Here is a 12,780-nt window from a genome sequence, read left to right as displayed (position 1 = left end):
GATAAGTCTTGAGACGCAGCGTTTTAGTTTGGGGAGTCTTGCTCGGCATTCTGCTGTCTTCGGCGGGGTGCGCGATCATGCCCATGTCTGGTCCGGAAGATCACGTCGTCAAGAGTGAGATAACGCGATCCGGGCCTGACTACGCGCTGGTCAAGCTCACACCGACTGTCGTCGATATCCTGAAGGAATATGGCCCCGGCGCAATCGCGGGGTCGTTTCCTGATCACCGGCCGCCGCCAGGCATCAGGTTTGGCATTGGGGACACAGTGGCGGTGTCGATCTTCGAAGCCGCGGCGGGAGGCTTGTTTATCCCGGCAGAGGCCGGCGTGCGCCCAGGTAACTTCGTGGCTTTGCCAAACCAAAACGTGGACTTGAACGGGTTCATTACCGTTCCCTATGCGGGCGCGGTGAAGGCCAACGGCCGCACCCCGGCTGAGATCCAAAAGGACATCGTGAAGGCGATCGGAAACCGCGCCATCGAGCCGCAGGTGGTGGTGTCCCTGATCACGCAAAACACCTCGCTGATCAGCGTGCTGGGCGAAGTGAAAACGCCAGCCCGTCTGACGGCGAATGCGGCCGGCGAGCGGGTCCTTGATTTGATTACGCGCGCCGGTGGCCTGTCGGGGCCGGGCTGGGAGAGCTGGGTGACGCTGGAGCGCGGCGGCAAGCGTGCCACGGTTCCGTTCGGAGCCTTGATGTATCAGCCGGCCAACAACATCTGGGTCCATCCCGGCGACACCATCTATGTCTACCGCGAACCGCAAGTCTTCCTCGCCTTTGGGGCGTTCACGATAGGAGGAAGTTTTGGAGGACAGGCTCAGTTCTCGTTCGATATGTGGAAGATCAGTATGGCGCAGGCGATGGCCAAGGCTGGCGGCCTGATTGATGCGCAGGCCGAGCCCGCAGGCGTCTATGTCTATCGGCGCGAGCCGCGCGAGCTGGCGGAACGACTGGGCATAGACTGCTCCAAATATGCCGGGCCGCTAGTGCCGGTGGTCTATAACGCCGACTTCCGGGATCCGGCAGCCTTCTTCCTCGCAAGCAAGTTTGAAATGCGGGACAAGGACGTGCTGTTTGCCGCGAACGCCGCCACCGTCGACACGGCCAAGTTCCTGCAATTCGCTCGGCTGGTGATTGGCACCGCCAACGACACGATCGTCACCGCGAACAACGCGCAGATCCTGAAGATCAGCACGCGCCAGTGACTTCCTTGGTCCAGGACGCTTGGCCGGCACCGCCGGCCCAGCTCCCTGGCCTGAGTTGATGGGGCCGACGCCGGTTATCGACACGATCAGGTTCTCGGCACGCCATGCCCGATCACGCTGCTGAACGGGGGAGTCCAGCCGTTTTTTGCGGGTTTCGAAACGGTCTCAGAACCACCTTCGCCGGTTTTTCGATGTGTCGCTGATCGCGCCGCTCTCATTGATGGCGGTCCAGTACGCGTTGGTCCGTCGGTAGCATCGCCCGCCCGACCGAGGCTCGTTACGCCGTCACACTCCGACCCACACCACGCAAACGCCCTCGGCGTTTGGTTTGGCCGAGGGGGCCGGTACGCGTCTCCAGATCAGGCGTCAGTCGACGTATCCGTATCTCTTGTAATACCGGTTGCGATAGTAGCCTGCGCTGTAGATATCGTAGCGGGTCATCACCGCCATGTTCACCTTGTTGAGCACCGCGCCAAGCAAGCGCTCGCGGACGATCGGAGTCTCGCTGAGCACGCGCTCCAGGATATCGACCTTGGCCTTGGCCCATTCGATGACGAGTACGTATGAGTCGGCCAGCGCTCCGGTGGCTCGGACGTCGATCACTGGCGCGAGCGGGCTGAGGTCGAGAACGATGCGGTCATAGTGCTGCCGCAGATGCTGGAACAAACGTTCCATTTGGGGAGAGGCCAGCACGTCGCTGGAGTTGGAAAAGCGCGAGCTCACGACGCAGGGAAGGAAATGCAGATTGGTTTGTGGATCAATCCAAACCGCTTCCGTCCAATCAACCCTGCCCAGGACAACATCGATCAAGCCGGCCTTCGCCGAGGGGGCAAGCCGCGCAGTAAGGCTTGGATTGCGGATATCACCGTCGATCAGAAGTGTGCGGGAACCGCCTTGTGCCACGGTTTGGGCGAGCGCCTCGCTGATCGTGGATTTGCCTTCATTGGGGAGCCCCGAGGTAATGCCGACGACCTTGTTGGACGATCCGTAGCTGCTGAGATCGCAAGCAAGCTTGATCGAGCGAAAGCCCTCGGCAAAACGTGAGAAGGGCGAATTGATCACGAATCTGCCGACGCTGTCGTTGGCGGTTAGCAGACGATCGCGATGTGGTTGCGGGAAACTGGAGCCGAGTTCGGATCGTCCCAGCGGCAGACCCGAGGCCTGGGCGGGGGCCGGCCTTGCCGCCGGCGGCTGTGGTCTTTTCGGCCGCCTGTTGAATAGCCGCCCTGCTTTGGACAGCAGAGGATGCCCGTATAGACCCACGCTCTGCTCGCTGCCGATCGCCGGGATTGAAGCGAGACAGCTGGTGTGGAGATGCTGCTCGACCTGGGAGACGGTTCGGAACACGCGGTCCAGCATGTCGAGCAGGACGGCGACACCCCCAGCGAGGATTGCGCCGCCGATCAGCGTCGCCAGCAGAATGAGGGTTGTCTTGGGCGATGTCTTGTTGGGAGCATTGGACGCCTGTGTGATCACACGCGCTTCAGTAATCGGAAACGATTGCTGCTGAACCGAGACCATGTACAGCTGAAGGAAGTTGTCGGAGAGTGCGCGGGCGCTCTGCGCATTGCTTTCCAGATCGCGCAGTGCGATCTGCGCCTGGTTGGTGCCGTTGGACAGCGCGATAGTGTCGTTCAGGCTCTTCTGACCGGATTCCTCGCGCGCTTTCGCGATTGCGAGGTCGCTCTTGTAGACCTCGGCCGTGCGCCGCAGTTCCTCGGTGATCGAATGCCTGATTTCGCGCATCTGGTTGCGAAGATTGACGACCGCAAGGTGAGTCGGTCCGTATCGATTCGACCAGTCGGCCTGGCGCGCGGCATAATCAAGATAGGTCTGGCGCAGCTTGGTGATCACCGGATTGTTCATGGTGTCGGTTACGGTCGCCAGATCGTTCAGGATCACCTTGGAGTCGTTGTCGTCCGCATTCAGAATGGCCGTGATCCGCTCAAGCTTGGCCTGCGCCTCGGCACGCTGAGCGCGCGCCTGGGTCAGCGAGCTGTTGATCTCCGCGAGCTGCTGCTCGGTGAGGAGGCGCCCGCCGGCATCGACGATGTTGTTCTTGGCCTTGAAGTCGACGACCGCGCGTTCGGCGGAGGAAGCTTGCGCCCGGAGTTCCTTCAATCGATCCTGCAGCCAAACCGCCGCCCGCCGCGACGCCTGATATTTCGATTCCAATGAATCGTTGATGTAGCCGTCGGCCACCGCATTGGCGACCCGGGCGGCCTGGTCGGGCGAAAGCGCCTGATAGGAGATCTCGATGACGTAGCTCAGGCCGACGCGCTTGATCGAGAGATTGCCGGCCAACTTGCCGATTGCAGTACGCATCAGAGCGTCTTGGGACGGACGCTGTTCCGGAAACAGTCCGGAAAACAGGTCGGTGATGCTGGTGAGCAGTCCACCTTCGTTGCCGGTGAACTCCGGCGAATCGAGCAGGTTCAGTTGCTTGATGACGGATGTCGCGATGGTCTCCGACTTAAGGACTTCGACCTGGCTGTCGACCATGGCCGAGTCGATCGGACTGTCGCCGCCCGCCGGTGCCTGGGTCTGCAGCCCCTGCATCTTACGGCTATCGATCAAGAGCACGGCGGTGCCCGTAAATCGCTTCGGTGCCGTCAGCAAATAGACACCGGCGAGGCCGATGCACAGGCACATCACGAAAATCATCACGGGATACTGGCGGCCAATCAGCGCGACCACGGCAGAAATCGTCTGCTCCAGCGAAGCCGACTCTTGGGTGGGAGATTCGATCTCGCGAGGGGGGGTGATTCGAGTTTGGAGCATCCGGCTCGTCTACCTGACCTGGGTTCTTGGATTGTGCCGTGTCGAAGCAAGCTGAAACGTGGCAGCCCGCACTGAACGCTTCGCCGAACTGAACGTGCCAAATAAATGTGTCAGCAAGAGTGCGGTGCATCATACATTTCCGGAACCGCCGAAGATCGACGTGGACCGGTTCAGGACGATATCGCGGGCTAAGTGCCGTCCCGGCTAGTTACCAACCGAGCAATTCCCATGCCGGTCAGCAGCGATATCGCGAGCGACAAGCCGGGATATATGCAACAAGAAATCGACAATAGAGCGGAAAGGGGTGGGCAAACTATCTCGGCCAATGCAACCAGAACTGGCGCCCCGGCCCGTGATGACCAGAATTGTGACGGGATGGCTCATTTCGGTGGCAACCTTGCGTGGCCTGTTCCCGGGCTCCACAGGTAGAAATGGGAACCCTCGCATTGTTTTCGTCCTGGATGTCCAGTGAAAAAGGTGCCGAACGGGAGATGGTCCTTCAGAAACCTGCTCGGAGCCGGCCGCGGTCATCAATCAAAGTCTTTGATGCCGGAATCGTGCTTCCATTCGACGAGTGAGCTTGCCGCGTCGTATTCGAACTTGAACCCGCTGGCGACCAGCCGCTTCGGCAGGATGTTGGTGGAGAACCATAGTTTCCGGATTCGCTCGCGATTTATCCCGGTCTTGATGCCGACCTTGTGCAGCATCTCGAACGGCAGGACGGCGAGGTTCATGAACCACACCGGAATGGTCAGTGTCGGCTTCTTGTAGCCCGCGGCTTGCGAGAAAGCCGCGCAGATCTCGCTGATCGTGTAGCGGTGCTCGTAGCAGAAATTGTAGATCGACACCCCGTCGTTGCGCGCCGCCATGAAAAGCATCGACGAGACGAGGTCCTTGACGTAGCCGCACGACTTGATGGTGTCGGTTCGGCCAGGATAGATGAAAGCCCGTCTTTCCAGCAGCCTCGACAGCCGCGTGAAATTGCCCTGCTCGTAAAGGCCATAAATGACGGCGGGGCGAACGATCGTGAGTCGCCTTGCCGCGTCCTCCGCTTGCCACAGCCGATGGATGGCTTCGGCCGAGAGCTTGGAACGTCCGTAGGCGCTGACAGGCGCGGGCTGCGAATCCTCGTCGAGCGGGGCCTCACTCGGGCCGTAGATGGATATGGAGCTTGTGAATATGATGCTCCTGCTGCCGGTCTCTTTGGCAAACCGGCACACGTTCACCGCGCCGAGGACGTTGGTGTAGTAATACTCGCCGTCCGGGTGGCCAGGCGTCGTGTGGATCGCCGCCAGATTGAAGATATCGATGGGCGCCCCGCGCGCGAGCTTCGGGTCGAGCTGCTCGCGGACATCATGATGGACGTATTCGACGCCGGCAATCTGCTTTCTCGACTTGCCGATATCGACGGCGACGATCCGATCGTATTGTCTGGACGCGATGAGCCGGTTCAACAGATGTGTTCCGATGAAGCCGGCGCCTCCGAAGACGATGGCCTGAGTGGGGCTCGACATGCGCTCAAGCCCCAATTCGCGTGAAGGTGCTGAATTCGGTGCGGTAGCTTTCCAACCGGATCTCATGATTGACCGCACCCGTGGGATCGACCGGGACGCGTGGTCCGACAAGGACTGCGGTGGGTGTTGCGCGCGCCATCAATACAACTCGCGGTATTCGTAGCGGAATGACGTCGAACCCGCAGAGATGCCGAGGACCCGTTGCAACTTCTGATAGCCATTAAGCGCCACGGTGATGCAATCCGTGCTGCCCGCATAGCAGACCTGAACGTTGATGGACTGCCCGCACGAGTTGTTCACGGTCACGATCTGATCAATGATCTTCGGATTGATGACCTGCGGGTGCGTGGATGGATGGACCGATATGCAGGCCGTTCCGTCCGGCGCCTTATGGGCCGGGGCATATGTGCCCTTCATCGGTGGGAATGGGTTCGCGGGCATCGGCGACACTCCGGTTCCTCCGTACATCGGCGCCGATGATCTTCCAAAGCCGACAATCTGGGCTTGCGCTGCTGATACGCTGAGCAGGGCAGCGAGGACCAGGCTGCATGAAATGCGGCTGACGTGGGCGAAGCGGCGTGACGGGTGATCGTTGTTCATGCGATCGTCGCTCAGCGTTCAGTGCCGGTCTCGAGAATCTCGATGAGACCGAAACCGGAAACATGATGAAACGAGACCTTTTGGCCGCCGAACAGTATCGCCGGCGCCGGCTCGCTGACCGGCACGATCTCGACGCCTGATGCCGCCAGGGCATCCAGCGCCTGCTCGGCGTTGGGGCATGCGTAGCACAGGTGGTAGATCATGGTGCCGGTTCGCTTGATCAGCTTGTCGATCGGAGAGGGACCGTCGCCCGGCCAGATCACCTCGACGTCGGGCATCGCGGCGTGATGCCGCATGGCGAGGTTGACGCGCTGTATCGGGTCGAAGGCAGAGTTTCCCGCGACATAGCCCAGTGACGCCAGGTAACGAAAGGCCTCCTCCGGGGATGCGACCGCAAGCCCGAAGTGATGGAAAGCCAGTGCAGCCGATGCTGGTGCGATGTCTTTCGCCGAGCGGTCCACGCGCTCTTACGCTTTCTTCTCGATCAGATCGGCGAACTCGCCGACATTCTTGAGACCTCCGATCTCGGATGCGGAGAATTTCACGCCGAAGGCTTTCGAGACAGCCAGCACAAGGCGGATATGGGACAGGCTGTCCCAGCCATCGACGTCGTCGGCCGTGGTGTGCGGCGTAAGAGTCAGGTCATCCTCGTCGAACACGTCCTGAAAAACAGCGGTGAGTTTGCTGTATACTTCGGCCTTTTCCATTGCGTAGTCCTTTGTCGAATGTGTTGGCGGTGCCGGCGCGTGGGTAACTTGCCGGTCAGTGGCCCGGTGCGGCAGTCACCAGCTCCGAAGAGCGCAGGGTGGTGACCTTTGGTGCTGATTTGTCAGGATTCTCCTGGCAGACGAACGAATCCAGCTTTCCCGCCAGCCTGGTCGACCAGACATCGGCCAGATGCTGCTTGGCATGCACCTCGTCCGAATAGTCGAGGTCGTTGTCGAGGTCGTCCATGCTCAGCGAACTGAAGTTCGGCCGGTCGCCGAATTCTTGCAGCAGGTCCTTCAACGCCTGCCGGTAGCTCGGTTGATACGGGCTTGCATCGCGATGCCATGCTGGGATGGGCAGGTCGACGAGCACAATTTTCTCCCCCGAGTCGAGCAACGCCCGGATGGTCTGTTTCAAGACTTCGACCTGGGCAGCGGAAATCTCGGTCGTGCGCCCCATGGTCTCCTTCCAGTATTCCAGCGCCTTCTGCTTGTCCTCGGCCGACATCACGACGCTTTCGCGCTCGTCGTCGGTGCGTTGGGCGCTGGTGCGGCCGGTCAGTACGAGATTAACGCCGGCTCTGGCCTGGCGCGCGACCTTCTCGAGCAGCAAGAACGGTCGGATCGCCATGACGCCGGCGTCCAGCCAATGCGCGGGCAACACCGCGACGGGACCGTCCGGCGTACGACGGTAGAAGCCATACCGGTACCGTTCGATATCGATATCCGTCTCGCCGCGATGACGGTCGCCCTCTACAAATTTCACATCCGAATCGACGAACATGCCGAACCAGACGCCGATGACGAAGGTGTTCAGCCGGCGCTCCTCATCGCTCTGCACCTCGTGGACCAGATTGATCACCTGCTTGACCTCGGAAATGTTGGCGCCTCCCATCGCGAGGTTGCTGACCTTGGCGCAGCCAAGGTGAGCCTGCACGAGCTTCTGCCGGAACCCGACCCCGGTGTTCGATGCTCCCACCAAAATGACCTTGCTATCCGGGTTGGCCAGCACGCTGCGGCCGAGGAAGACGTATTTGGGAACCGTCATGTAAAGCGTTTGTTCCGCGGCCTGGAAGTCCCGCGGACCGGCGCTCGATGGATCCGGAAAGACGACGAACGACGCACCGGCGAGCAGCACGTAAAGAAGGGCGAAGGACAACAAGGTCATCGCCGACTGTCGAAGGATGTATTTCAATTTCAAAACGCCTTGTAGACGAAGTCCGGAGCCTTGTGCAGCAGGGTCGCAACGGCGACGATCGCCATCATCTTGCCTGCCAGGTGCAGATTCTTTGTGATCTCGCCACCCTGGAGTGCCGACAGAGTGATTGGGATGCGGAGGCGAGCCTGGAAGAAATCCAGGCTTAACGCCGCCATGCTGAACGCCGCGGCCACCACGATGAAGGTGCCGACAACGCCGGCGACGCCGAGCCGCGCAAATAGATGGGTGAATTGCGGCAGTTCGGGGACCCACAGGCAGGTCAGTGCGAGCACAAAATAGGCAACCGTGAGGCCACGTGCGACATAGATGTAGGCGGTGGACTCGGTGAGCGCGCGATAGCGCTTCTTGCCCAGGCGTCCGGTGCAGGCAACCTGCCAGAGCTTGTTGATGCTTGCGCCGGCACCCATCAGGAGGCCGTAAATCACGAAGACCGCCGTCGTGCCGTGCCAGACGCCCATCACGCCGAACGTGATGAAGAACGCCAGCACGCCCAGATACGACGTGAGCGCAGGCGAGGGCAGCCAGGTCATCAGGAGCATCACGAGCGGGTTAAAGAGATAGAGCTTGAACCACTGCGACAGCGTCATGTGCCAGCGCTGCCAGAACTCGAGGAAGCTGCGCGCCGAGAACGGCTTGTCGAAATTCTCCGGCAATTGCTGCCCGAGCAGGGTTCCGATGCCGATCACGATGTCCATGTATCCGGAAAAATTGAAATACAGATAGACCGTGTAGAGCGATGCGACCGTCGCATAGACGGCGCACAGCTTGAGGAACGGCAGGCCGGTCGGCTGTAGCAGGTGCGGGCTGAGGAACGTGAAGGCGTAGTCGGCAGTCGCGGCAATGATGACAAACTTCACATAGCCGGTGGCGATCCTGGAAAACGCCGCATAGACCACGGACTGGTCGAGCTGAACCGCTGCCTTTCCATCCATCGCGCTGAAATCCTGATAGCGCTGGATCGGACCGGAGACGAAGCAAAGGAAGTTGCAGGTGAAGCGAAAAAACGCCAGCGGACCGATTCGCTCGACCAGATCTCCCGACCGTACATCGACCATGATGTGCAGGATCCGGAACAGGATGTACGAAAGCCCGACGGTCAGATAGGGGAACGGAAGCTGGCCCAGCCCTTCGAAGAACGAGAAGCGCTTGAGGAACACATAGCAGCAAAGTATCGCAACGACACCCGCCGCCAGCACGAGGATCGACTGGCGAAGGTAGAGCGCGGATACGCAGACATAGCCGAGCGCCAAGAAGGCGGCGAGCGGCAACACCTGCGTGACGTCGCTAAGGTAGCTTGCGATGAAGATGGCGTTCGCGGCCCCCAGCACGAACCGTCGGTAGGCGACCGATTCACTGATGTGGAAGGCGACAACTACCGCGGCAAGAAACGCAAAAAACAGGGGAGATGTCAGACTCATGTCCGTGAGCTCGAGGCTGTCCGATGTTCTCGTTCGGGTTTGTCGGCGATCTGACCAGATCAGGCCGGCTCAAACTGCTTTTCCTCGCGCTGGACCGTCATCGGCAAATCCTCCAGCTCAACGTCGGTCCGGAGTTGCCAGCGGCTGCTTCCGTCGGTGCCATCGTCGAGACGCGTGAACCCCAGCTTGCCGTAGTGTTCGCGGACCATCTCGTTCCTGTCGGTCGGAAGATAGATGCCCTCCAGGGTCGTGATGCCGGCCGCGCGCGCCCGCAATACGATCTCGGCCAGCACGGCCTGCTCGACGCATCGTCCGAGCACTCGGCAGCTCATGAGCCAGCTGTCGATTGTCCAGGTGTCGTTCCGGGTCGCGCTGCAGATGATCACGCAGATGATGCCGTTGTCGCCGAACTTGTCGATCAGCCGCGCGTGCAGCGTCATGACGCTGTCGTCGGCTTCCAGCTGCTCGACCTGGGATTCGGTGTAGCGGCGCGTCGTCAGGTTGAACTGGTTGCTCTTGTTGATGAGCTGGGTGACGCGGGCGCGCGTCGTCCGGTCGAACGGACCGAAGACGATGCGCATTTCCAGCGACCGCAGATAGGACTTCAGATCGGTTGCCTGGCCCTGCAGGCTCAGCCGGCGCGCATTGGCCTGATACATTTCGGCGCGGGCACGATCTTCCTCGGAGAAATTGATCGCCTCGAAATAGCCGGCCGCGGCAAGCGTGCGAGCGTAGCTCGCCGGATCGGTTTCGAGCTCCGGCACCGCTACCTCCGGGATTTCCTGCCGGATCAAGCCCCGTTCGACTGGATTGTCATCCAGGAAGACGAAGGAATCCAGGCCCAGCGCAAGCTCTTTTGCAATGGCGCGGATGTTGGTCGCCTTGTCGTTCCAGTTGGCCTGGAACACCGCGACATGCTCTTCCTTCAACAGCATGTCCGGGTGTTCCTTGAACGGCCTGCGCGCGATGCTGTCAGTGTTCTTTGAGCTCACCGCGAGCACAATGCCGCGCGCACGCAAAGTCAACGCGAGCTGCTGTACGGCAAGATGCGCCTCGCCGGTCGCATCGCCTTGGGCGATCTGAATGCCCTCCATGCCGTCGTCGCCGATCACGCCGCCCCAGACGGTGTTGTCGAGGTCAAGCACGAGAACACGGCGGCTCTTGCCGCGCATGGCGCCGATGATGCGCGCAACATGTTCGGCGTAAAGCGGAACCAGGGCATCCGCGAACGGCAGCTTCGCCAGGTTCCACTGGGCTGGCGAGTGCCAGTCGGCAAGGCCAACGGTCTCGGCGATGCCGGCCACGTCGAGCAGCATGTCGGTCGATTGCAGCACCGCCTGGGAAATCTTCTGGTTGACGCGATCGACCAGATTGCGCGACGTGCCGGCCAGCGCGCGGTCGAAGGATCCGAACAGCGCCTCGGGCGGCGCGGCGAGCGTCTGCAGAATACACAGCGCACCACTGTTGCGCGATATGCTCGCACGGATCGAATCGAGAAGTCCGATAGCCGCGTCAACGGCCTCGGTGGCAAGTTGCTCATTTCCCGGGCAGATCTGCAGAGACAGTCCGCGGTGATCGAGCGCAAGCAGGACCGCGTCGGGCCGCGCCTTGTTGAGCAGGGAATCCGGTTGCAGCGCGTCCTGCAGGAATTGATCATAAGCGCCCGTGATACACTCGAGCGCAATACCATGACGGGCGGCCGTGCCAACCAGGACGGGAACGATCAGATCGAGCGTTCCGTTTCCGATCAGGCCGAGGCGAAAGGGCGCGAGCGGTGCAAGCGATACGCCGCCGAGTTGCAGTGATCGAATTGTCCGACCCAGCCGGGACAGTTGCTGCTCATCGAGCGCGTGGGTCGCGAGAGCTCTGATCTTCTTGCCGACGGCGCCGCCGGAACCGTTTGCCAGTTCTTTGCAGCGAATCGAGAAATCGGAAGGAGGTTTTGGAAGCCAGGCGAGTTCTCGATACAGCTCTGCGGACACGGCCGTTCCTTTTTTTGGCAACACGGTGATTGCCCGCCTTGCTTGCGTTCCCCCTCATTGTTGTTAGCCACAATCTTTATCCATAATTCGACAGTTTCATGGCGATTGAAAGCGCCGCAACATCTTCGACGAGCGATGACGCAAGTGTGTCGCTGTCAAGGAGGAGAGCGAGAGCGTGCTGCGATAATCCGTTGTCACGCCGCACAAATACGAAATAAGAACCTGGTCTCGATTGCGCGTGAGGAACCCGAAGTGACGAATGAACTCGTTTTGTCGGTCGTAATTCCCAATCACAATTACGCCGATTATGTAGGCACTGCGGTCAAGAGCGCGCTCGACATTCGCTGGCCGAATGTCGAGGTGATCGTCGTTGATGATGGATCGACGGACAATTCGCTCGAGGTCATCGAGGCCTACGCCGACAGGATCACGATCATCAGTCAGGCCAATGCCGGCCAGATGCCGTCTTGTGTCAACGGTTTCCGCCGCTGCACCGGCGACGTCGTCATCTTTCTCGATTCCGACGATGCACTTCATCCGGACATCATGACTGAAATTGCGGCAGTCTGGTCCGATGCTGCCAGCAAATTCCAGTTTCAGATGCGGGTCGTCGACGCCAAGGGAAATCCGACGGGCAGCATCCTGCCGCAATATTTTGCACACCCCACTCCCGAAGACATCCGCACATGGGTGGCGACGACTGGTGTCTATCCGACGCCGCCGGGATCGGGCAGTGCGTATCCGCGGGCGGTGGTCGACCAAATCTTTAGATTTGAATCTGATTTTGTCGATCGCGCGCCCGACAGCTATTTGATCGCAGCAGCGCCTGTATTTGGCGACGTCATCACGATTCCAAAGCCGCTGGTGGATTATCGGGTTCATGGGTTGAACCATGGCGCGCACCTGCATCTGGACGACAGCCGCTTCGCGCGGGAAGTCGACCTGACCCGTCGGCGTCACAAATTCTTCACGGAAGTGGCAAGCAGCGCCGGGATGTCGGTGGATGCCGGCGCGCTCAACAGGAATTTGCTGTTCCTGTGCCTGCGTGCCGCGTCGTACTCCCTGCGACCGGACATCCATCCCATTGCGGGCGACAGCGCGATGCAGATTGCCTCCGCCACCTTCAAGGCACTGGCGTTTCCGCAGGGCTTTTCACAGGCGCAACGGACGTCGTTATTTTTGTGGATGATTTTTGCATTGTTTGGGCCGCGCGGCCTTCGCCGGTCCGTGGTGAGCTGGCGCTATGTGCCGACGGCGCGGCCGCAATGGATGAGGAGAGCGCTTAGCCTGCTTCGGGTGGTGAAGAAAGCGCCAGGAACAAGTGCGGGGCGAGAGCTGGCCTAGCGCGAACATG

General features: G+C 60.5%; 10 protein-coding genes. 2 read left to right on the top strand and 8 right to left on the bottom strand.

What is annotated here, in order from left to right; all coding sequences use genetic code 11:
* The first annotated feature begins 38 nt into the window (after positions 1 to 38).
* A complete protein-coding gene (locus tag AYJ54_RS03020; protein WP_245328858.1) occupies positions 39 to 1,205 on the top strand; it encodes a polysaccharide biosynthesis/export family protein in 1,167 nt (388 codons plus the stop codon).
* Positions 1,206 to 1,571: 366 nt separating this feature from the next.
* Here the strand turns inward: AYJ54_RS03020 and AYJ54_RS03015 are convergent, their stop codons facing one another.
* From AYJ54_RS03015 to AYJ54_RS02980, 8 genes are all read right to left on the bottom strand, one after another.
* Complete coding sequence (locus AYJ54_RS03015) at positions 1,572 to 3,902, bottom strand: polysaccharide biosynthesis tyrosine autokinase (RefSeq protein ID WP_245328857.1); 2,331 nt, start codon at positions 3,900 to 3,902, stop codon at positions 1,572 to 1,574.
* A gap of 614 nt (positions 3,903 to 4,516) precedes the next feature.
* Positions 4,517 to 5,500: an NAD-dependent epimerase/dehydratase family protein gene (locus tag AYJ54_RS03010; protein ID WP_063696391.1), complete on the bottom strand. Its 984-nt coding sequence runs from the start codon at positions 5,498 to 5,500 to the stop codon at positions 4,517 to 4,519.
* 138 nt (positions 5,501 to 5,638) lie between these two features.
* Positions 5,639 to 6,100, bottom strand: coding sequence for a hypothetical protein (locus AYJ54_RS48845; RefSeq protein WP_136623401.1), 462 nt, complete (start codon positions 6,098 to 6,100; stop codon positions 5,639 to 5,641).
* A gap of 11 nt (positions 6,101 to 6,111) precedes the next feature.
* Positions 6,112 to 6,561, bottom strand: a complete 450-nt coding sequence (locus AYJ54_RS03000) for a VOC family protein (RefSeq protein ID WP_063696389.1) — start codon at positions 6,559 to 6,561, stop codon at positions 6,112 to 6,114.
* Between the two features lie 6 nt (positions 6,562 to 6,567).
* On the bottom strand, positions 6,568 to 6,807 hold the full coding sequence (locus tag AYJ54_RS02995; RefSeq protein WP_063696388.1) for an acyl carrier protein: 240 nt from the start codon (positions 6,805 to 6,807) through the stop codon (positions 6,568 to 6,570).
* 55 nt (positions 6,808 to 6,862) lie between these two features.
* On the bottom strand, positions 6,863 to 7,945 hold the full coding sequence (locus AYJ54_RS02990) for a hypothetical protein (protein WP_136623400.1): 1,083 nt from the start codon (positions 7,943 to 7,945) through the stop codon (positions 6,863 to 6,865).
* 59 nt (positions 7,946 to 8,004) lie between these two features.
* Positions 8,005 to 9,444: an MBOAT family O-acyltransferase gene (locus AYJ54_RS02985; RefSeq protein ID WP_063696386.1), complete on the bottom strand. Its 1,440-nt coding sequence runs from the start codon at positions 9,442 to 9,444 to the stop codon at positions 8,005 to 8,007.
* A gap of 59 nt (positions 9,445 to 9,503) precedes the next feature.
* Entirely contained in the window at positions 9,504 to 11,426 is a 1,923-nt protein-coding gene (locus AYJ54_RS02980) for an HAD-IIIC family phosphatase (protein WP_063696385.1), read from the bottom strand.
* A 135-nt stretch (positions 11,427 to 11,561) separates the two neighbouring features.
* On the opposite strand from AYJ54_RS02980, the gene AYJ54_RS02975 reads away from it, so the two are divergent.
* Positions 11,562 to 12,770, top strand: a complete 1,209-nt coding sequence (locus tag AYJ54_RS02975; protein ID WP_082905456.1) for a glycosyltransferase family 2 protein — start codon at positions 11,562 to 11,564, stop codon at positions 12,768 to 12,770.
* The last annotated feature ends 10 nt before the right edge of the window (positions 12,771 to 12,780 follow it).

This window comes from Bradyrhizobium centrolobii, assembly GCF_001641635.1.
Classification (GTDB): Bacteria; Pseudomonadota; Alphaproteobacteria; order Rhizobiales; family Xanthobacteraceae; genus Bradyrhizobium; species Bradyrhizobium centrolobii.
The sequence above is the reverse complement of the archived record's forward strand: the minus strand, read 5'-3'. Positions and strand labels throughout refer to the sequence as shown.

What these genes read in the sequence shown, in the direction of transcription:
- AYJ54_RS02975 (WP_082905456.1), top strand. Translation starts at nt 11,562, where the DNA reads ATGACGCAAGTGTGTCGCTGTCAAGGAGGAGAGCGAGAGCGTGCTGCG.
- AYJ54_RS48845 (WP_136623401.1), bottom strand. Translation starts at nt 6,100, where the DNA reads ATGAACAACGATCACCCGTCACGCCGCTTCGCCCACGTCAGCCGCATT.
- AYJ54_RS02985 (WP_063696386.1), bottom strand. Translation starts at nt 9,444, where the DNA reads ATGAGTCTGACATCTCCCCTGTTTTTTGCGTTTCTTGCCGCGGTAGTT.
- AYJ54_RS03010 (WP_063696391.1), bottom strand. Translation starts at nt 5,500, where the DNA reads ATGTCGAGCCCCACTCAGGCCATCGTCTTCGGAGGCGCCGGCTTCATC.
- AYJ54_RS02995 (WP_063696388.1), bottom strand. Translation starts at nt 6,807, where the DNA reads ATGGAAAAGGCCGAAGTATACAGCAAACTCACCGCTGTTTTTCAGGAC.